Source organism: Agrobacterium sp. 5Ca50, assembly GCF_055381905.1.
In genome coordinates this window covers 195,685-215,549 of the sequence record NZ_AP026440.1, presented here as the reverse complement: position 1 = coordinate 215,549, position 19,865 = coordinate 195,685, and the positions used below count along the sequence as shown (strand labels likewise).

General features: G+C 54.5%; 16 protein-coding genes. 9 read left to right on the top strand and 7 right to left on the bottom strand.

Annotated features, from left to right (window positions below):
• The first annotated feature begins 145 nt into the window (after nt 1-145).
• The 4 genes from ACZ5FM_RS23170 to ACZ5FM_RS23155 all read left to right on the top strand — a co-directional run bounded on the left by ACZ5FM_RS23170 (nt 146) and on the right by ACZ5FM_RS23155 (nt 5,582).
• On the top strand, nt 146-1,747 hold the full coding sequence (locus ACZ5FM_RS23170; RefSeq protein ID WP_464041382.1) for a methyl-accepting chemotaxis protein: 1,602 nt from the start codon (nt 146-148) through the stop codon (nt 1,745-1,747).
• Between the two features lie 85 nt (nt 1,748-1,832).
• Entirely contained in the window at nt 1,833-2,330 is a 498-nt protein-coding gene (locus ACZ5FM_RS23165) for a putative pterin-binding protein (RefSeq protein ID WP_275642941.1), read from the top strand.
• On the top strand, nt 2,330-4,510 hold the full coding sequence (locus ACZ5FM_RS23160) for an ATP-binding protein (protein WP_312948183.1): 2,181 nt from the start codon (nt 2,330-2,332) through the stop codon (nt 4,508-4,510). The genes ACZ5FM_RS23165 and ACZ5FM_RS23160 overlap by 1 nt, the downstream gene beginning before the upstream one ends.
• A gap of 4 nt (nt 4,511-4,514) precedes the next feature.
• Complete coding sequence (locus tag ACZ5FM_RS23155) at nt 4,515-5,582, top strand: HD domain-containing phosphohydrolase (RefSeq protein WP_464041381.1); 1,068 nt, start codon at nt 4,515-4,517, stop codon at nt 5,580-5,582.
• Between the two features lie 236 nt (nt 5,583-5,818).
• On the opposite strand, the gene ACZ5FM_RS23150 is transcribed toward ACZ5FM_RS23155, so the two are convergent.
• The 6 genes from ACZ5FM_RS23150 to ACZ5FM_RS23125 all read right to left on the bottom strand — a co-directional run bounded on the left by ACZ5FM_RS23150 (nt 5,819) and on the right by ACZ5FM_RS23125 (nt 11,663).
• Nucleotides 5,819-6,754: a cucumopine synthase-related protein gene (locus tag ACZ5FM_RS23150; protein WP_312948179.1), complete on the bottom strand. Its 936-nt coding sequence runs from the start codon at nt 6,752-6,754 to the stop codon at nt 5,819-5,821.
• A gap of 35 nt (nt 6,755-6,789) precedes the next feature.
• Nucleotides 6,790-7,716, bottom strand: coding sequence for a LysR family transcriptional regulator (locus ACZ5FM_RS23145; protein WP_275642937.1), 927 nt, complete (start codon nt 7,714-7,716; stop codon nt 6,790-6,792).
• 59 nt (nt 7,717-7,775) lie between these two features.
• Nucleotides 7,776-8,801 (bottom strand): Bug family tripartite tricarboxylate transporter substrate binding protein, encoded by a 1,026-nt coding sequence (locus ACZ5FM_RS23140; RefSeq protein ID WP_464041380.1) that lies wholly within the window; start codon nt 8,799-8,801, stop codon nt 7,776-7,778.
• Nucleotides 8,791-10,293 carry a tripartite tricarboxylate transporter permease gene (locus ACZ5FM_RS23135; protein WP_192490038.1) on the bottom strand — a complete coding sequence of 501 codons (1,503 nt, stop codon included), beginning with the start codon at nt 10,291-10,293 and terminating at the stop codon, nt 8,791-8,793. The genes ACZ5FM_RS23140 and ACZ5FM_RS23135 overlap by 11 nt, the downstream gene beginning before the upstream one ends.
• Nucleotides 10,293-10,742 carry a tripartite tricarboxylate transporter TctB family protein gene (locus tag ACZ5FM_RS23130; RefSeq protein WP_312948176.1) on the bottom strand — a complete coding sequence of 150 codons (450 nt, stop codon included), beginning with the start codon at nt 10,740-10,742 and terminating at the stop codon, nt 10,293-10,295. The genes ACZ5FM_RS23135 and ACZ5FM_RS23130 overlap by 1 nt, the downstream gene beginning before the upstream one ends.
• Nucleotides 10,743-11,354: 612 nt before the next feature.
• Entirely contained in the window at nt 11,355-11,663 is a 309-nt protein-coding gene (locus ACZ5FM_RS23125) for a hypothetical protein (protein WP_464041379.1), read from the bottom strand.
• An 866-nt stretch (nt 11,664-12,529) separates the two neighbouring features.
• On the opposite strand from ACZ5FM_RS23125, the gene rsgA reads away from it, so the two are divergent.
• The 4 genes from rsgA to ACZ5FM_RS23105 all read left to right on the top strand — a co-directional run bounded on the left by rsgA (nt 12,530) and on the right by ACZ5FM_RS23105 (nt 16,667).
• Complete coding sequence (gene rsgA / locus ACZ5FM_RS23120) at nt 12,530-13,552, top strand: ribosome small subunit-dependent GTPase A (RefSeq protein ID WP_312948175.1); 1,023 nt, start codon at nt 12,530-12,532, stop codon at nt 13,550-13,552.
• Nucleotides 13,553-14,085: 533 nt separating this feature from the next.
• Nucleotides 14,086-14,547 (top strand): DUF4126 family protein, encoded by a 462-nt coding sequence (locus ACZ5FM_RS23115; RefSeq protein ID WP_312948174.1) that lies wholly within the window; start codon nt 14,086-14,088, stop codon nt 14,545-14,547.
• On the top strand, nt 14,544-15,899 hold the full coding sequence (locus ACZ5FM_RS23110; RefSeq protein ID WP_312948173.1) for an FAD-containing oxidoreductase: 1,356 nt from the start codon (nt 14,544-14,546) through the stop codon (nt 15,897-15,899). The genes ACZ5FM_RS23115 and ACZ5FM_RS23110 overlap by 4 nt, the downstream gene beginning before the upstream one ends.
• A gap of 249 nt (nt 15,900-16,148) precedes the next feature.
• Nucleotides 16,149-16,667 carry a YidB family protein gene (locus tag ACZ5FM_RS23105; RefSeq protein ID WP_464041377.1) on the top strand — a complete coding sequence of 173 codons (519 nt, stop codon included), beginning with the start codon at nt 16,149-16,151 and terminating at the stop codon, nt 16,665-16,667.
• Between the two features lie 463 nt (nt 16,668-17,130).
• On the opposite strand, the gene ACZ5FM_RS23100 is transcribed toward ACZ5FM_RS23105, so the two are convergent.
• Nucleotides 17,131-18,336: an ROK family transcriptional regulator gene (locus ACZ5FM_RS23100; protein WP_275642928.1), complete on the bottom strand. Its 1,206-nt coding sequence runs from the start codon at nt 18,334-18,336 to the stop codon at nt 17,131-17,133.
• Between the two features lie 221 nt (nt 18,337-18,557).
• Between ACZ5FM_RS23100 and ACZ5FM_RS23095 the strand changes: the two genes are divergently transcribed.
• Nucleotides 18,558-19,796 carry an extracellular solute-binding protein gene (locus ACZ5FM_RS23095; protein ID WP_312948170.1) on the top strand — a complete coding sequence of 413 codons (1,239 nt, stop codon included), beginning with the start codon at nt 18,558-18,560 and terminating at the stop codon, nt 19,794-19,796.
• Nucleotides 19,797-19,865: the final 69 nt, after the last annotated feature.

Genomic DNA, 19,865 nt, shown 5'->3' with positions numbered 1-19,865 from the left:
ACTAAACGCCCCTTGCTAGACTGATGGTCGACGGGGAGCAGTGACGTTACCTGCATGATGCAGCCCATTTTCCGTATTCTCTCCAATGACCAACGCAAACGTTGCGCGCGTGCCAATTTGCTCGCCGAACAGAAAGTCGTGTAAAATGCAGCATCATGCTCGGAACCAGCTTCAGGAACGGCTCGATTTTGTAGGGCTGGACAATCGCCAACGGACGGCGTTGGCCGACCTCTCTTCTGTCATTGCAGCGTCGCTCGACGGAGCGCTCGACATCTTTTATGGCAAGGCCAGAGTTCATCCCGACACGGCGAAATTCTTCTCGAGCGAGTCCCACATTCAGCACGCCAAATCACGCCAGGTTCGCCATTGGGAAAATATCGCATCCGCACGGTTTGACGACACCTATGTCGAGGCAGTGACGACAGTTGGACGAACCCACGCCCGTCTTGGTCTCGAGCCGCGTTGGTACATCGGCGGCTACGCTCTCATCCTGGAACAGATCGTGCGCCGTGTCATTGCTGCCCAAATGCCGGGTCGCCTGTTGCGGAAAAAGCGAGACAAGGTGTCGGATGGAATATCTGCAGTCATGAAGGCTGCACTTGTCGATATGGACTACGCCATTTCAGTTTATCTCGACTCTCTCGACCAGGAGCGAAAAAAGGCTGAGCAACAACAGGCGTTGCTCAAGCAGGACCAGGATGTTGCAATAGATGCGCTCGACCGTGCCTTGGCAACGCTTGCGTCCGGTGATCTCACATCACCACTGACCGAACAAGTGGCCGAAAATTTCACCGCCTTGAAGGACAATTACAATTCATCCCTACTGGGCTTGGGTACAGCAATCTCTGAAATTCACAGGGCAGTCGCTTTGGTATCTGCGCAGTCGCACGAAATATCCTCAGCGACAAATGAGATGGCGCGCCGCACGGAAAAGCAGGCAACCGCCCTTGAGGAAACGGCAGCAGCACTCGAAGAAATCAGCACTATCTCCCGCCAGGCACAAGACCGGACGAATGAAATTCAGGGTCTTGTGCACAAATCTGCCATGGAAGCGACCGATTCCGGGTTGGTAGTGGAACAGGCCATTACCGCCATGAGCCAGATTGAAAGCTCGTCCAGGGAAATGACCGAGATCATCAGCGTGATAGATGAGATTGCCTTTCAGACAAATCTCCTGGCACTGAATGCCGGTGTCGAGGCAGCGCGCGCCGGAGATCAAGGCAAAGGGTTCGCTGTTGTGGCGCAGGAAGTTCGCGAACTTGCACAACGCTCAGCCAAGGCGGCCAAAGAAATCACAGCCCTAATTGGCAAATCCTCGGAAGAGGTCGTCCGTGGGGTTGGCTTGGTCAATCGTACCGGGTCAGCCTTGCAAAGCATTGGTGATCAAGTCCGTTCGATCAATGATCACATGGTATCCATTTCGAAATCATCGCACGAACAAGCAACCGGCATTGCGGAGATCAATGCGGCTATTGGTAGTCTGGACAGTATCACCCAACAAAACGCCGCCATGGTGGAAGAGTCCTCGGCGGCAACGGCTAAACTCTCGGATGAAGCAATCAAGCTGGAGAGACTTGTCGCCGATTTCAAGGTGCCAACCCATCCGGCCAGCAGTCGGCCAGGCTTGACTGGTCTTCTCGGTACACCCGTTCGCTCTCCAGCACATCAGCTTGTCAGGGCTGTAAAATCGAGCTTTTCCGCGGCGCCGGCGGCTGCTCTGCGTGACGCATCTTGGGAAGAGTTCTGACACGCCAAGCAAATGGAAAACCCGACTTTGACCATAATTGGCCAAGGCTTGGACCCACCTTCAAAATCGCACAGAGGGAACCGTAATGAGACTTGCACTACTTACCGGCTTTGCCATCAGTCTAATGACAGCGCAGCATGCGTTCTGTCTTGATATGCCAAAGGGCAAGGTGGTTTTGACCATCTCGGGCCATGTAACCCAAGCCAATGTCGGCGATACTGCGCAATTTGACCTTCCCATGCTTGAGGCGCTGGCGGGTCGCAGCGGCACTATGGAAACACCATGGACAGAGGGAACCGTAAAGTTTAGCGGACCGTTGTTGCGGTCGGTTCTTGAAGCGGCAGGTGCCAAGGGTGGCAACTTGAAAGTGGTCGCATTAAATGACTACGCAGCGGACGTCCCATTTTCCGATGCATACGATCTCGACACTATTCTTGCCACGCGCATGAATGGCGCGCCGATGAACGTCCGGGAAAAAGGTCCGCTTTTTCTTATCTATCCGTTTGATCTCAGGCCGGAAACCTATAACGAAAAGTACTTCTCCCGCTCGGTCTGGCAGATCAAGTCGATTGAGGTCCGGTAATGATTCATGCCGCCCATGCCAGTGGCGAAGTAATCCGCAAGGCTGGCAAATCGACAGCCGTCCTTCAGGTCTTTGCTGTCATTCTCCTGGCGCTGCTGGCATGGGTCTATTCTGACATATCCAAACGTTACGCAGAACTTCAGGACGGCATCAAGGAAAATGCCCTGTGGTCGGTCTATCAATTGGAAAGGGAATCCCGCAGGTTTGAGGAAGAACTGACGCGGATGATATTAACGCTGGACACATCAGACGCGGTCGTTGAGAAGCTGTCGCTGCGTTATGACATCCTGTATTCGCGAATGGTAATGCTCGATCAGGCTCGGTTTGAGTACTATTTTTCAACCGACACAACGGTTCAGACCTATCTGCAAACCATTCGATCGGTGATATTTGCCAACGCGCCGTTATTTGACGCTATTGCCGCCAACAGCAATCCGGACATGCAGGGTCTGGAGCTGTTGCTGGATGATGTGACGCAGATGACCAAGAGCAGCGAACAGTTGCTCAACTACAGCAACAATGCACTCAGCATAGCCCGCGCAGAAAACCGTACAATCCTGAGCAAACTGGCACGGGCGTCCATGCTCCTGACCGTGCTTATTATCGTCTGTGTGGTGTTTTTGATCTACACGCTAAGGCGTCAGCTCAAGAACGTTCGTGAAGCTGGTCTAAGCTTGGAGGCGATGGCGCGGCGGATCAATGACGCATACCATGCCGCCGAGGCAGGAAACCGCGCGAAATCACAATTCATGGCAACCATAGGCCATGAAATCAGGACTCCTTTGAACGCCATTTTGGGTATGGTTGAGTTGCTGAAGCTCAAAACACTGCCGGATCATGTCGTTCCCAATATCAAGACCATTCAGCGCTCGGGTGAGGCACTTCTCGACATCATCAACGAAATACTCGATTTTTCAAAGATCGAGCATGGCAAACTCGAACTGGAGTATCGGACTGTCAACCTTGTTACACTTATCGATAATACCATCGAGATGATGCGTGGCCGGGCGACTGATGGCGGGAACACGCTGCTCGTCGATATGCCCGTCCATTTACCTGCACCGAATATCATGACCGACCCTACGCGATTGCGCCAGATTGTGCTGAATCTGCTCGGCAATGCTGTCAAGTTTACCAGCAATGGTTCGGTCACGCTGGTGGTGAAGGAGCGAGAGACATCCGACGGCCTCAGACTGCGCATTGAAGTGCGCGACACAGGCATTGGTATCGATACTGACGGGATGGCCAGGCTGTTTCAACCTTTCAGCCAGGTAGACGCCAGTATTTCCCGCAAATATGGTGGTACCGGCTTAGGCCTGACAATTTGCAAGCAGATTGTTGCCGCAATGAATGGCGAGATGGGCGTAGACAGCATTTTGGGACAGGGCAGCACATTCTGGCTGGAAGTGCCAGTTGAGCACGCCATGGCATCCGGCCCGGCTACGCCTGAAGCATTCGAAACCCTTGAGCCATCGCTTCCACGGCTCGACATCCTTGTGGTTGAGGACAACCTCGTCAATCAGCAAGTCGCAATGCAATTTCTCAAACACCTTGGACAAAATGTTACGCTTGCTGAAAATGGCGCGATCGCTGTCGAGGTTGCGGCGTCGCAGCACTTCGACATGATATTCATGGATATGCAGATGCCGGTGATGGATGGTATCGAAGCCACACAAATGATCCGGTCGGGTACTGGGCAATGCGCCAACGCGCTAATTTATGCCATGACCGCCAACGCGTCTGATCAGGATCGTGAGCGCTGTCTACAGTCAGGCATGGACGGGTTCCAATTGAAACCCATCAAGTTGCAACAACTTCACGAGCTGATCTCCCAAAGCCAGTCAAAAATCGCAATAGCCGACAAGGTGGAAAGCGATGACATGTCACCACGCGCGCAGGAGTTGATCGCAGTGATTGGCAGACCCACCTTCGACGGACTGGTTCTCTCATTTTTTGACGATGCGGTTCTATTGCTTGACGATACCTGCACAGCGCTGAAAAGAGCTGATCACATTGGCATGGATGCATGTCTTCACACACTAAAAGGTGCTGCCGCCAATCTGGGCTTTGACAGCATCGCCCACAAATCGCAGGCATTGCGTGGCGCCTGGAATGACGTCTCTGAATTAAATGCCCTCTCCGACATGATCAACGAATCCCGTAAACACTTTGTCAGGTGAATTGATGCGCATTCTGCTGGTAGACGACAACAAAACCAATCTCGCACTGCTTACGCATTTGGTGGAGCGCCTGGCAGATTGCCAGGCCGTGCCATTTCTCCGGCCGGATCTTGTGCTTGAACAGGTGCCACAGCTTAATTTCGATATTGCGATATTTGATTTCCAGATGCCCGGGATGAACGGTATTGAATTGATGAAAGCGCTGGTGTCCCTTGAGCAATACCGTGAAAAGGCCTTCGTATTTGTAACCGGCGCCACTGATATTGATACCCGCATGGCAGCACTCAATTGCGGTGCGATGGACTATTTGACAAAGCCAATCAATCCACTGGAGTTCAGCGCGCGCGTGCGCAACCTCGTAGCTTTGGCCGACGCGCGCAACAAACTGGCCGATCGCGCCGCGTGGCTTAAATCCGAAGTGGACAAGGCAACTGCAGAGCTGAAAGACCGCGAGCACGAAATTATTGATCGACTGACCATGGCGGCCGGGTACAAAGACCCTGAAACAGGAAAACACACGCAACGTGTCGGCGCGTACGCCGAAGCCATTGCTCTCGCGTATGGGCTTGATCAAGAAGTTGCAACAGACATTCGCTGGGCCGCTCCAATGCATGACATTGGCAAGGTTGCTACGCCAGATGCAATCTTGCTGAAAAAGGGCAAGTTGACGGACGAAGAGTTCAACGAAATGAAACAACATGCATCTATAGGCTACCAAATCCTGGCCGGATCTCAGTCCAAATTGTTGCAGCTTGCAGCCGAAATTGCAGGCAGTCACCATGAAAGATGGGACGGCACCGGGTATCCGCAGCAGAGGCGTCGTTTCGACATTCCTCTATCTGCCCGGATTGTGGCAATAGCCGATACGTTTGATGCTTTGACCGTCGCCAGGCCATATAAGCCTGCATGGAGTTTCGAAGATGCCGTCGCGTATATCGTTTCATGCGCTGACTCGCATTTCGATCCCGCCTGCGTGGTCGCCTTCTCCTTCGCAAAACCACGTATTCGCGACATAATGCAAGACTATGAGGATCAGGCAGAAGAGCATCCGCGGCTCGCTGCCTGTCTGTAATACGAGCCTTGCCTGTGTAGTTGCCTTATTGGCATGACCTACTCTAGGCCACGGAGTTTCCAAGACTGATCGATTAATCGTTTGCAATATATCTAAAAACCTAGTGTCAAAAGTCCCGCTTATTCTTCCGTGGGCAGCAGCCGCATCCCTCGAAACGGAGTGGAGGACCGGCGAAGTAGTTTCACAATATCGGCTCAATACACAGGCTGGATACTGAGCCGATATGGATTTTAAGCCTACCTCAAGCGCTCGACGGTCAACCAGACCGGCTCCTTGTGGAGATAGGTGGATTCCCATACAGCTGCGCCGACCTTGGCAAGCTTCGAAACATCTTCGGGCAAAACGGAGCCGATAACCGGAGCGAGGATATCTTCTGTCGTGCGCCCATATTGCACAATCAGCTTCTGCCCGGTCCTTGGGTTAAACCTTATGCGACCCGGAGGGGCAAGACGTATTTCCTCTTTGAAGGGCGTGGGTGCGGTTGATACCAGAGGTGTGTAAGCCATAAGTGACTCGCCAGCGACCATCGCATGCGTCTGAAGGCATTTAAACGGCATGATGGCCATTAGCTCATTGCACAACTCCGCATTGCCGTCAGTTACTACAAATGCTTTGACTTCAATACCAATTGGGTCCCACCTCAACTTTATCAGCGTGCTTGTCGGCTCGAGGCTGTCAACGACTTCTGGAAGTTCGATTTCGCCCCCTTCTTCATAACGCATGGCATCACCGATGTTCCAAGGGAACCAGTGATATGCCCAGCCATAGAGTAGGTTTGTATAACGGAGAAACCGAGTGAGCGCTTGATCAAACTGCTCGTTGTTCAATGTTGGAGCCAAGCGCAACAGCCTATGCCCGAGCACCTTCAATTCGCCAAAACCACTGTAGCCGAGATAGTTTAAAACCGTGGGGAACATCTCTGCAATCATTGCTCGCGATGCATCCAGGTCTTGCCGCTGGCGGTGCAGAACAAGGCCAGGATAGACAATGTACATTGTAAAATCTCGCAGCATTCCATGGGCGATGTCGAGCGTCGTGAAATAACTTCCCTTACCACCAGGCCGAGCCTCAAGCTTGCCGGTTCGAAGTTTGCGGTGTTCCTCAGGCTCCTCCTGCGCGACCCGCGCAACGGCAGCATCCATCGCAACGAGGAAGTCCTCGAAGTCCTTCATATCAGTTCCTTTCGGTGTTTTAGTTTAGAGCAAGGTCATGCGACATGCGCCTGAAGTGATCGTGTCAATCGCTCATAGGTTTCGGTAAACACTTCCACAAAACGCTCCAGCATCGGGCTTCGGACGATTTCAGGCGCGTAGACAACGGACAGTTGATAGCGAATTTTGGGAGAGAATTTGCGCACCACTGTGCTCGATGTATCGACCATCGACGCGACCAGAGGATCAACAATCGCCAGCCCCAGTCCACGATTGACATAGTGGACAACGGTTCCTGAAAACAGACTTTCTACGCGCAAGCGTGGATGCGCCTCAGCCGCGCGCAATAGCGCCTCTAACTCCATACGCATCAGGCTGCCGTGGCCCAACGCGATATAGTCCTGTTTATCAAGGTCTGCCGGACTAATGACCTTCTTTTCGGCAAGTGGATGGGTGCGGGGAAGTATGCACACAGCCTCTGCCTCCGGAAGAAGCCGGAATGAGCAGTCGTTGCGAGATGCAGGACGCGCAATGATGGCGACATCCACGTGGCTGGCGGCAACAAGATCGATGAGGTCAACCGATGCGCCGTTGTGCACAGATACTATCGTATTGGGGAAATCAGAGGCGTAACGAGCAAGTGCATCCGGCAAGCAATGGCCGGAAAGTGCAGGTATTGCCGCAATTCTAAGCCTTCCTGTTCCAAACTCCCGAATGCTGGAGGCGCTCTCCCGCAATCTTTCAGTCGAAATGAAATGCCTCTCCACCTCGTTGAAAAACTCTCTTGCTTCTGGAGTAGGACTGACTGTCGCACCACTGCGTGAAAACAGTTGCATTTCAAGATCAAGTTCAAGATCACGTATGAGCCGTGTCACCGCAGGCTGCGAAATGGAAAGAAGAAGCCCTGCTTTGGTAATGCTTCCAGATACCATGACGGCGCGAAACGCCTCGAGCTGGCGCGGATTTAGCGATCTGTTTCCCATATCATCCCCTATAGACCCGACGATGGTTGCCCCTCGCGATGTCGCGAGGGGCAAATCTTTTACTGGCCTAACTTGATGCCAAGGCGGGTGATAAGATCGGAATAGGTCTTCTCCTCACTTTGCAGCATGGATCTCGCCGCCTCAGGACTATCGGCAACGACCGTTGCCCCCATCGAAGAAAACTTTTCAACCACCTCCGGTTTTTTCAGAACTTCCACGATCTTTGAGTTCAGGTATTGGACGCGTTCTGCAGGAATGTTGGCTGGAGCAAGAACCATGCCCCATGTATTGGCACTATAGCCAGTGACACCCTGTTCGGCAGCGGTAGGAAGGTCAGGATAAACGGCTGTACGTTCAGGACCCCCAGCGGCAATCGCTACGAGCTGACCGCTGTCAATATATCCACGGACCGCCAGCACCGACTTAAAGCCAACTTGAATAACGCCTGACAGCAGGTCCGGCATTGCGTCCCCAGAGCCCTGGTACGGCACATGAATCATCTCGATGCCTGCCGCATCTGCAAACCACTCTCCAAACAGATGTGTGTTGCTGCCCTGACCGGATGAATCGAAGGCGACATCGCCGGCATGTTCTTTTGCGTAGGAAATAAACTCCTCGACATTTTTTACACCGATCGATGGCGTGGTAACCATCACGATGTCTGTTCTTGCAGTCGTGGTTATGGGGGTGAAACTTGTTACAGGGTCGTAGGGCAGGTTGGGAACCAAAGCCTTCGCCATCGCATGAGACGCAACAACGACACCAATCGTATGGCCATCGGCCTCGGCATTGGCTATCGCAGAGATCCCGATAACGCCATTGGCGCCCGGTCGATTCTCGACGGTCACTGGCTGCCCGATCAGTGGTGACAAGTGCTCCGCAATCAGGCGGCCCGTGATATCACCCTGGCCACCCGGCGCATAAGGAACGATGATTGTGACGGCGCGTGACGGGAATTCATCCGCCAACGCACCTGTCGTCATTGGGATTAACGATGCCAAGGTTAAAGCTGCGAAAGTTCTGCGTGAGATTTTGTACATTCTGAAAGTTCCCTTTTGTATTTTTTGGCAGGCTTTAGTCTTCAACAAAGACTTCTTCTCGTTTCCTGCGCACCACGGGCGAAAGAACGGAAATCAGGAGTGCGAGCGCGGTCAGCAAAAGAACGAGCGAAAGCGGTTGCGTTACAAAAACGCTGACGTCTCCTTTGGACAACAGCAGCGCGCGGCGCATATAGACTTCGATCATCGGGCCGAGAATGAATCCGAGCAACAAAGGCGCAGGCTCACAACCCAAGCGGTTGAACAGATAACCAAGGATGCCAAAACCGGCCGCCATCAAGATCGGCGCAGACGAATTTCCGATGGAGTACAGGCCTACCAAGGAAAATATCAGGATAGCCGGGAAGAGCATATTGTAAGGCAGGCGAAGCAAGCGGACCCAAATGCCGATCAGTGGCAGATTGATAATAACGAGCAGAAAGTTGCCGATCCACATTGAGGCGACCAAACCCCAAAAAAGATCTGCATTGCGTGTCATCACCTCGGGACCGGGAACGATGTTATGGATCATCATCGCGCCAATCATCATGGCCATGACCCCGTTCGACGGCAAACCTAACGTCAACATTGGGATGAACGCGCTCTGGGCGCCAGCATTGTTGGCACTCTCAGGTGCAGCAACGCCGGCAGGTGCCCCTTTGCCAAATCGTTCCGGATGTTTTGAAAGCTTCTTTTCAATCGAATAGGACGCAAAGGAGGACAGCGTGGCACCACCGCCAGGGAGCAATCCAAGGAGTGATCCCAGCGCCGTGCCCCTCAGGACAGCTGGCCAGGCTTCCTTAAATTCTTGCTTGTTTGGCCAAAGATCCGTGACCTTGCCCTTCACCATACTGCGGTCATGGGTTTTGCTCGCATTGGCGATAATGTCGCCGATCGCGAACAGGCCCATCGCCAGCGCGGTAAATTCCAAGCCGTCAAGAAGCTCGAAAGTACCAAAAGTGTAACGCGCCGTGCCAGTCGTGAGATCGGTACCGACCGAACCCAGAAGAATTCCCACAAGGATCATTCCGAACGCCTTCAGCAGGCCACCGGATGCAAGCACGATTGCAGCGACCAAACCAAGAACCATGAGCGAGAAGTAGTCTGCCGGCCCGAAGGATAGTGCTATCTTTGAAAGATATGGCGAGAACGCCGCAATCATAAGTGTGCCAACGGTGCCAGCAAAGAACGATCCTAGCGCAGCTATCGCCAACGCTGATCCTGCACGGCCGTTTCTGGCCATCGCATTGCCGTCAATGCAGGTAACAACGGAACCAGATTCCCCTGGCAGGTTCACCAGGATCGCTGTGGTCGATCCACCATATTGGGCACCGTAGTATATGCCCGAGAGCATGATCAAGGCACTCGTTGGCTCCAACGAATATGTCAATGGTAGCAATATCGCTATTGTGACAAGCGGTCCCACACCCGGAAGAACACCGATTGCGGTCCCAAGCAAAACACCGATGAAGCATAACATAATGTTATTTAACGTTACGGCTGTCTCGAAACCGCCCGCGAGGTTTGCAAACCAATCCATTACAAAACTCCTGCCAGAAACGGGAGGCGCACGCTGAAGCCAACGACAAAGACAAGCCAGACGAACACCGTCAAAAGCGCAGCCAGTCCAAGAGCGTGCGATATGGGAAAATCACGCGAGGCACGGCTGGAAATCAAAACGGCGCCTGGCACAGCGACCGCTATGCCTCCAACCCGTAAAGTTGCTGCAGCAAAAACCAACGCTGCAACAATATATGCTGGCGTACGCAGGTTCATCTCTGCTACCGCAGCCCCCTTGTGGCCGCATAGCGACCTGATAACGAGTAGCAGGCCCACAAGCGCGAGAAGCAGACCTACCACCAGCGGAAATACGCCCGCGCCTAGGCGGCGCACGCTTCCAAAGCCATACCCGATTGCCGGGACGACAAAACAGACGGCAAGAATAAGGTAGAGCAGGCCTGCTGCTCTATCGGAATCAGATAACTTCATATGTGTCCCCTTGCGATCTTCGCCGCGTTCGTCTGCAGATGATCACTATGAGCGCATAACATCAAATCAAATTGCGTCATCGCATTATACTTAAATGTTATGACGGCTTGGATTGCAGCCCAGGCTTGCATTTTGCAGATCGGCATTGGCGAAACATGGCTGGGCGACAACGACTTACGCGTGACGGCATCACGCTGAGCGGGCCTCTCTACCCCGTAGTCCCGTTTCAGGCTCTAGAAGCCAGAGTTCAGGCCTCCGGGTTTCATGCATTCGCTATCTGAAGACCGAGATGGGATCGATGGGGATCGCCACAACAGGCTGCATTCGGCCAGAATGAAGGAACCATCAATGTCTGCGTCTGCGCTGGAAATTCAACCATACCGGTCATGGTCCGATCGCCAAGCGCCTTCGAACGTCGGATAGGAAAAAGGTTCTCATCGACCTTTTTCTTACTTATCGGTAAGCCGACGCACGAACCGCCATAAAGCGCGCCGATGGCGGCTTGTGAGTTTTTGCAATACGGAAGCTGACAAAAGACAATTTGATTGCCCGTCCCACCGGCGCTCCGGATAAATTATCTTCCTGCCATCAGGAGGCCGAATGGCATTTGGTTCAACGCCGCCAGCTTCTGAGCGAAATTGCATCGGCCAGTTTGTGCATCCACGTCAGCTTGCCAGGTTGTGACATAACCTCAGAGACGTGCTCTGCCGGAAAAGATAGCTCACCGACTGTCGTTTCTTCAGATACAATTGATGGTAGTGTCTTAGCACCCACAACCACATGAGAGATGTCTGTATGGTCGCGTTTAACAGCAACCAACACTTCGGAGCCTGAACGGATCAAATCGATTGCGTTTTGCGCCGCAGATTGTGGGTCATCCGCTTCAATGAGAGTGGTCTGGGTGACAAGATAGAATGGCATGGATATTCCGCAGTCGTTTCGTAACAAGTCCATTGTCTGGCAGCGCGCGTCAAGACGCATCAATCAACAATCTACAGAAGAAATTTAAGCCCATTTCTCTACCATTGGTTCAGTCGCACACGGTGGCTTTCCGGCGCCAGTAATGACGCACAGTCGTCCGACAGGAATGAGAAAGAAAAAAGGCCGTCGACAAAAGTCGCGGCCTATAAGTTTGAAGGTTCAAAACCTCCAGAGGGGAACAACCGACGCTGCGATCCCGGGAGGAGGTCGCCATGTGCATCGGTTGTAGTCGTTATGCCCGATTTTTGACCATTTGGAAAACAATTACTGTGCAACTCAGCTATGCGCGTATCGCGCTGCTTGTCTGAAATGCGCTGAACGAAATATGGATTACCCACGATCCACCGGTCCTGCCGCCGCTCGGCACCACCACGGTCGCGGAAGCTCCTTGGCCCAATGCAGTTTGGTCCCGCCCGAACAGCGCCGACGTGTGGGTGTATTTCGCTAGATGCGCAACGTGGTGCTGATCAATTCGTCTTTTGTGCAAACACCTGATACACCCATGGGCTGATGGGTATGACGGTCGAACATCATCTTCAGAGTTTAAGAACATCGGACCGATATTGGAGACCATTCTATGGGTTGGAAAACGACAAAGTTTGAATACGTGAATGGATATAAAATCGTCGAAATCGACGGACCCGCCTTCCAGGTTTACGACGGCGACCGTCAGTTGTCAGACCCATTTCCATATTCCGGCGAAGCTGCTGCTTACGCAACCTCTTTGCCTAGGCGAGAACAGCAGCGCACCTAGGCAGGAAACCATCAAACCTCTGTAAACTCCGACAGCGAATGCGATAAGAAATTTGACCGAATCCCATCTTCACACCGCCTTGGTATCGCTTGGTTGGTCAGACTTCTTCGCAGATCAGATCAAGCCTGGTGAAGCTGGCCTCTTGCCTCGGCGCGTCGCATCGGTCCACCGCGCGCGCATCGACGTGATCGGTGCCGCAGGGCCTGTCGAGCTGGTGCTTCCGGCCAATGCCAATACGGCGGAATTTGCGGTCGGAGATTGGGTTTTAGCCGATCCCTACTCTGAAATGTTTGTCCGTCGGCTTGATAGGAAAGCGGTGTTTCAGCGGCGTACAGAGGTCGGACGTGGCCAACAACTCGTTGCTGCTAACGTCGATACGCTGCTGATTGTGACGTCGTGCAATGCCGATTTCAATAGTGATCGGCTGGAACGCTACATAATCATGGCCAACCAGGCTGGGAGTAAGCCGGTAATCGTGCTAACAAAAGCTGACACCGCCGACGATGTCGGCCTGTTTCAGACCAAGGCAGAGGCTTTGCAGCGTGATCTGCCTGTCGTTGCGCTGAATGGTCGATCCGGCGATGCAAGGTCTCTTTTAAGTCCCTGGTGCGGTGCTGGCCAAACGATTGCTTTGGTTGGATCCTCAGGGGTAGGAAAATCGACGCTGGTGAACACGCTGATCGGCCCAGCGTCTGACTTAAAGCAGAAAACCGGACCTATTCGCGAATATGATGCGCAAGGCCGTCACACCACGACCGCGCGATCCCTGCATGCCATTCCCGGTGGTGGCTGGGTGATTGATACCCCTGGGATCAGGACACTCTACATCAGTGATGTCACCGACGGTATTGACACACTTTTTGCAGACGTCGTTGAGCTTGCACCACATTGCCGATTTCGTGATTGCACCCATGCGCATGAGCCGGGCTGCGCAGTTCAGACGGCCGTCAAAAGCGGAGCTTTGGCCGCCGAACGCGTTGATCGGTGGCGCAGGCTTGTCTCTGAAAATCTGGCGAGAACACCTGTCATCAGCGGAGCACGTGGCAACAAGAGTGTTCGCAAGAAGAAATATTGAAGCCCCGCGCTACGATGCGGAGCAACGACGGCGGCGTAACCGCTACCATTACAGCGCTACTGCAAGGCAAAAAGTCCGTCGCCATCATAGTCGGCAACACCGTCGCGGTACTCCTCACACCGTAGAGATGGCCTCCTGATTTCCGGACTACCAGCCAGCCCTCCGTTTGGCTGCACACGGTCAGCCCGCGATCGTTACGGAATGCTGCACTGCGCCGCCTGACTAATTGTCGGCAGGCTTCGCCCTTTGCATCGATTTACGACGCTTAACTCGCCAAACAAAAATCAGTCAGGTAACGTCATCTCGTCAAAGGCCGTCAGAGGAGGATGCTATCAGCGATCGCACGCTGGCACTCGCATCGGGGAACCAGATGATGTCGTCCGCACATAATTGGACGATACGGAAATCTATTCCCAGACAGGGGTCTTGTGACACTGACCTGCTTGACTTCATCGAAGGCTGGACTCTCATTTGCTGCACGCGATGGCGCAGTAGCGACAGGCACCACGCCAGATCAAAAAAAGGGGAATGGCATGATGATTTTTCTCGCGCTTTTAATCGGTGTCATCGCCGGACTACGAGCGATGACAGCTCCAGCTGCCATCGCTTGGGCGGCAAGCCTTGGCTGGCTGGATGTTTCCCAGACACCTCTGGCCTTCATAGGTTACAAGTGGACACCTTTGATTTTGAGCGTTCTGGCACTTGGTGAATTGATCACCGACAAGCTCCCAGGCACGCCATCCCGCAAAGTGCTGGTCCAGTTCGGAACCCGCTTGGCATCAGGCGCTCTGTCAGGCGCAGCCATCGGTGCGTCGGCTGGATTGCTCGCTTTAGGCTTGGTCGCCGGGATCGTCGGAGCGATCATCGGTACCTACGGCGGAGCAGCCGTCCGCGCCAGACTTGCCACCTCGTTCGGGCGCGACCTGCCCGCCGCCCTGATCGAAGACGCTGTCGCCGTCGTTGGAGCGCTGCTGATTGTAGCGGCCGTATCATGACTTCCTTCGACGCCATCTTCATCGGTGCAGGACAGGCCGGTCCATTTCTGGCGGCGCGAATGGCGGCGGCTGGACGCAAGGTCGCGCTGATCGAGCGCAAATATCTTGGCGGCACATGCGTCAACGCCGGATGCATGCCAACCAAGACATTGGTCGCCAGCGCACGGGCTGCACACGTCGCCCGGCGCGCTGGCGAATATGGGGTCGTTGTCCCCGGCGAGATCGGTATAGACATGGAGACCGTGCGAGGCCGGGCTGAAAAGGTCACGCTCGATGCCCGCAAAGGCCTTGCTACCTGGTTTGACAGTCTCGACAGCATGTCGGTGATCTACGGACAAGGAAAGTTCGAAAATCCCAATACGGTTGTGGTCAATGGCACGCGTCTGACAGCACCGCAGGTGTTCATCAATGTTGGTGCACGTCCGTCTATTCCCGACTACCCTGGGCTTGCGGACGTGTCATACCTGACAAGTACGTCGATCATCCAGCTGGCGGAGGTTCCGCGTCATCTCGTTGTGATCGGGGGAAGCTACATCGGCCTGGAGTTCGCGCAGATGTACCGCCGTTTCGGCGCAAGCGTAACCATCTTAGAGCGTGGCACCCGCCTCGCCTCCCGTGAAGACGACGATGTCTCATCCGCCATCGCTGACATCCTACGGGCAGAAGGCATTGCAGTTCATACGGGGGTAACCGGGCTATCGTTCAGACAAACTGCGGATGACATCGCGGTCACGACAAACAGCGGGACCATGAATGCAAGCCACGTCCTTGTTGCCACAGGTAGACGACCCAATACCGATGATCTGGGTCTTGAAGCGGCTGGTGTCGAGACCGACGACAAAGGCTTTATCGTCGTAGACAACAGCCTCTCCACGAATGTCAGCGGCATATGGGCATTGGGGGACTGCAACGGCCGCGGCGCTTTTACCCACACGTCCTACAACGACTTCGAGATCGTCGCCGCCAACTTGCTCGATGGAGGCGACCGGAAGCTCAGCGATCGCATTCTGGCCTACGCTCTCTACATCGATCCTCCGCTTGGACGGGTCGGCGTGACGGAGCGCCAGGCAAGAGCATCGGGTCGCCAAATTCTCGTATCGACACGGCCCATGAGCCGTGTCGGCCGAGCCGTTGAGAAAGGCGAGACACAGGGCTTCATGAAGCTAATCGCGGATGCCGAAACCCGACAAATCCTCGGGGCGGCTATACTCGGCATAGAGGGCGACGAGGCCATCCATGGCATTATCGATGCAATGAACGCTCGCACCCCCTACCCGGCTCTCCAATGGTCGGTACCGATACATCCCACCGTGTCGGAACTCGTCCCTACGCTCATCGGAGACCTGAGGTAAGCCTCCTGATCTGCGCATGGAAAGCGAAGGGGTACCCAGCAGGCAAATGGTGAGAAGGGTTCCATCCCTTCCTTTTGCCGAACAGAGAAAGGCTGCCAAAGGTGGCCCGCCGTACGGCCGGCGGCGCGCACGGGTTCGCGGCGTTCGTTGTACCTGTGGAGGCGGAACTTCATGGCCAACCAACCGTTTCAGTCCAGCGAACAGGGCCGCGTCGCCACGTTGTTTTCGAGGCCCACGGAGGAGAAGAACATGGTAAGTGGTCAACTGAAAGCATTGCTTGGTGTACTTGCCGTCGCTGGCTATCAGAACAGGGACAAGATCGCGGACCTCCTGCGCGGATTGAACAAGCCGCAGGCGGAGGGCGCAAACACAGGTCAAGACGCTGGATCGCGCCAGACAAGTGGCCTTGACGATCTGCTTGGCAAGCTCGGTGGAGGCAATGAGCCGGGGGGACTCGGGTCTATTCTCGGCGGCCTGACCTCTGGGGGAATTTTGAGCGGTGGCCTGAGCGACCTACTCAAAACGTTCCAACAGAACGGCTTTGGACAAAAAGCTGATTCCTGGGTAAAGCCTGGAACAAATGACGATATTGATGACAACGAACTTGCAGAGGCGATTGGACCGGACGTGCTAGACGAATTGACTGAAAAAACCGGTCTGTCGCGAGAGGAAATCCTCGCACGTCTTAGCAAGGATTTGCCACGAGCGGTCGATGAACTGACACCGGATGGGAGGATACCCGGCGATGATCAGCCAACGACTGTCTGACCCCCAGCGATGCGTCCTATAGCCGACGCATCGTCGCCAGCGCAGTGATCCTACTCTGGTAAGAGCGTCTCATTTCTATTGATTAGTAGCGTGCGGCAATTTCCATTGCCGCATGAAACATCATGGACGCCTTGTTCGAATTATCCACCGGCTGTTTTGACTGCACCACAGCAGTTCTTCTGCTTTTACCTGGCACTTTCCCAATGCGCACATGCCCGGACCTGCAGATCAACAGTCTCAACCTTTGAAAAGGGGTTAATGAGACGGAGCGGTCGGCGTAGGCCGAAAGCCCATAGGATCCGCTTACTTTTCACTGTCTGAACGGCGGTGCGATTAGAGGAGCCGACAATCAGCCCAGTTGCGACCGCCACAAACCATGCCATTGGAATTAAGTCTTCTGCCAAATCGTCGTCAAATGCCCGTCGCGATAGCTCTGCAACCACTTTACGGACATGAACCAGCTTCAAATTGCCTGCTTGAGAATCGCTGAAAATCGAGGGTCGAAAGCGCGACTGATGGGTTCTGCCGCCGCCCCCAGTGCTACCGCCCATGGATCTGTCATTCCCAGCTGAAACCTTGGAACGCTGCGGTCGGAGCGCTGCGCAACCGACGGAACCAGCGGCTCCATCGCTGCCATCAAGCGACAGGCAAGCGCTTCGGGCGCACCACCGCACAAGATCACTGTTTGTGGGTCGAAGACTGTTTCAATGAGATGGACGCTCCAGCGAAGATCCATCACCGCTTCATCAAGCCATAGCTGGACCCTCGGATCATCCGTCGATGCAAGTTCGTTCACCTTGGCGTAAACCCTGGGGTCGGCCGGATCGATTTCAAGATGCTGGTAGAGTGCTGCCAGCGACGCTCGATGTTCCAGGGGAGCAGCACGTCCTCCCGGCGACAACAGAGCCATACCAATTTCACCAGCATTGCCATTTGCGCCACTGTACAATTCACCACCGAGAATCAAACCGGCACCGATACCATAGCCGAGATAAAGGCAAACGGCGTGGTCGAGCCCGTGGGCCGCACCTACCATGCGCTCCGCTTGCGCACAGGCTGCCGCATCGTTCTGCAACCCTACTTCAAGGCCGGTGCCTGCAGCCAGCATTTCCAGCAGCGGAAATGTCTGCCATGCCGACATCATCCAGGGATCGTCTGTCGTGGTTTCTGTGCCGAAGGGCCCCGGCATCGCCGCGCCAAGGCCGACCAAGCGTCGCTCAGACTGGCTAAACATCTGACCAAGTTCCCGTCTGACGGCCTCGACAAGATCCAGGATGACCTTCACGCCCCCCTGTGGACCGTTCGCCGGCAGCGGCGCTTCGGCGCGGGTCAGAATTGTGCCCATGAGATCGACTGCTAGCGCGCGGGTGATGTGCCGGTCGATCTGCAGGCCGATAGCGAATGCACCTGCCGGGACCAGACTGTAAGGAGTCGAAGGTTGCCCCCTGCCCTTTCGTATCACATCATGCGCGGCCACAAGCCCATCGCGCTCGAGTTCATCGATGATGTTGGATACGGTTTGCTTCGTCAGTCTGGTGGCACGGGCAAGATCGGCCCGCGAGAGCGCGCCGTTGACGCGCAACGCATCAATCATCACCCGTCTGTTATGCGAACTGGTGCCTTCTTGGTTGGTCCCGCTTTTGGCCCTTATCGGACGTCTGTCATGCATCTGCAATTCCCCTTGACACCAATAGAATATTGAACAAGAAATAAAGTCAATGCAATTGACTTAATAAGGAACCGCAGAGTTCCGGGGAACGCAGAGAGCCCAAAACGGCTCCACGACGCTCCGAAATCGGCATCTGAAACACTGGATGCCTTAAAGGCCGGAGGCGACGTACAGCCGCCCCCGGGAAACGCGTGAATGCCAAAAAGCTGGAGGCTGGCTAAATGTTGAACTCATTAAATAAGACACTGCTTGGAGCTGCACTATTCGGCGCTTCCTTTGCACCACATGCATTTGCAGAAACCACGATCAATGCACTTTTCATGGCGCAGGCGGCCTATAGTGAAGCTGACGTGCGCGCGATGGCCGAGGCTTTCAGCAAGGCAAATCCCGAGGTGAAGGTTAATCTCGAATTTGTTCCCTATGAAGGCTTGCACGACAAGACGGTGCTCGCACAGGGTTCCGGCAGCGGCTATGACGTCGTTCTCTTCGACGTGATTTGGCCATCGGAATATGCCTCCAACAACGTACTCGTGGATGTCACATCGCGCATTTCCGACGACACCAAGAAGGATGTTTTGCCGGGAGCCTGGACCACCGTTCAGAACGACGGCAAATACTATGGGATGCCTTGGATCCTCGACACCAAATACCTGTTCTACAACAAGGAAATCCTTGAAAAGGCCGGCATCAAAACACCGCCAAAGACCTGGGACGAACTTACCGAACAGGCCAAGGTAATTAAGGACAAAGGACTGTTGGACACCCCGATCGCGTGGAGCTGGGCGCAGGCCGAAGCTGCGATCTGCGATTACACGACGCTGGTCAGCGCCTATAAGGGCGACTTCTTGAAGGACGGAAAACCGGCTTTCCAGTCCGGCGGCGGTCTTGATGCCCTCAACTACATGGTCGCAAGCTACAAGTCCGGCCTGACCAACCCGAACTCCAAGGAATTCCTCGAAGAGGACGTCCGCAAGGTCTTCCAGAATGGCGACGCCGCCTTCGCGCTGAACTGGACCTATATGTACAACATGGCAAACGACCCCAAGGAAAGCAAAGTTGCCGGCAAGGTCGGTGTCGTGGCTGCTCCCGGTGTATCCGGCAAGAGCGAAGCATCTGCGGTGAATGGCTCGATGGGTCTCGGCATTACCTCGGCCAGCAAGCATCCTGACGAAGCCTGGAAGTTCATTGAATTCATGACGTCGCAGGCGACGCAGAACCAGTATGCCAAGTTGAGCCTGCCAATCTGGGCATCCTCCTATGATGATCCTGCCGTCACCAAAGGCCAAGAGGAGCTGATTTCCGCTGCGAAAATCGGTCTCGCCGCCATGTATCCGCGACCCACGACACCGAAATATCAGGAGCTCTCGACCGCCCTTCAGCAGGCGATCCAGGAGTCCCTTCTCGGCCAGTCTTCTCCCGAAGATGCGCTGAATACGGCTGCAGAAAACAGCGGCCTTTAAGCAAGTGAACCACCAGGCGGCCACTAGCGCCGCCTGGCTTGCCATCTCCATACCGATGAATTGAAAGGG

What these genes read in the sequence shown, in the direction of transcription:
- ACZ5FM_RS23170 (WP_464041382.1), top strand. Translation starts at nt 146, where the DNA reads ATGCAGCATCATGCTCGGAACCAGCTTCAGGAACGGCTCGATTTTGTA.
- ACZ5FM_RS23165 (WP_275642941.1), top strand. Translation starts at nt 1,833, where the DNA reads ATGAGACTTGCACTACTTACCGGCTTTGCCATCAGTCTAATGACAGCG.
- ACZ5FM_RS23160 (WP_312948183.1), top strand. Translation starts at nt 2,330, where the DNA reads ATGATTCATGCCGCCCATGCCAGTGGCGAAGTAATCCGCAAGGCTGGC.
- ACZ5FM_RS23155 (WP_464041381.1), top strand. Translation starts at nt 4,515, where the DNA reads ATGCGCATTCTGCTGGTAGACGACAACAAAACCAATCTCGCACTGCTT.
- ACZ5FM_RS23150 (WP_312948179.1), bottom strand. Translation starts at nt 6,754, where the DNA reads ATGAAGGACTTCGAGGACTTCCTCGTTGCGATGGATGCTGCCGTTGCG.
- ACZ5FM_RS23145 (WP_275642937.1), bottom strand. Translation starts at nt 7,716, where the DNA reads ATGGGAAACAGATCGCTAAATCCGCGCCAGCTCGAGGCGTTTCGCGCC.
- ACZ5FM_RS23135 (WP_192490038.1), bottom strand. Translation starts at nt 10,293, where the DNA reads ATGGATTGGTTTGCAAACCTCGCGGGCGGTTTCGAGACAGCCGTAACG.
- ACZ5FM_RS23130 (WP_312948176.1), bottom strand. Translation starts at nt 10,742, where the DNA reads ATGAAGTTATCTGATTCCGATAGAGCAGCAGGCCTGCTCTACCTTATT.
- ACZ5FM_RS23125 (WP_464041379.1), bottom strand. Translation starts at nt 11,663, where the DNA reads ATGCCATTCTATCTTGTCACCCAGACCACTCTCATTGAAGCGGATGAC.
- ACZ5FM_RS23115 (WP_312948174.1), top strand. Translation starts at nt 14,086, where the DNA reads ATGATGATTTTTCTCGCGCTTTTAATCGGTGTCATCGCCGGACTACGA.
- ACZ5FM_RS23110 (WP_312948173.1), top strand. Translation starts at nt 14,544, where the DNA reads ATGACTTCCTTCGACGCCATCTTCATCGGTGCAGGACAGGCCGGTCCA.
- ACZ5FM_RS23105 (WP_464041377.1), top strand. Translation starts at nt 16,149, where the DNA reads ATGGTAAGTGGTCAACTGAAAGCATTGCTTGGTGTACTTGCCGTCGCT.
- ACZ5FM_RS23100 (WP_275642928.1), bottom strand. Translation starts at nt 18,336, where the DNA reads ATGCATGACAGACGTCCGATAAGGGCCAAAAGCGGGACCAACCAAGAA.
- ACZ5FM_RS23095 (WP_312948170.1), top strand. Translation starts at nt 18,558, where the DNA reads ATGTTGAACTCATTAAATAAGACACTGCTTGGAGCTGCACTATTCGGC.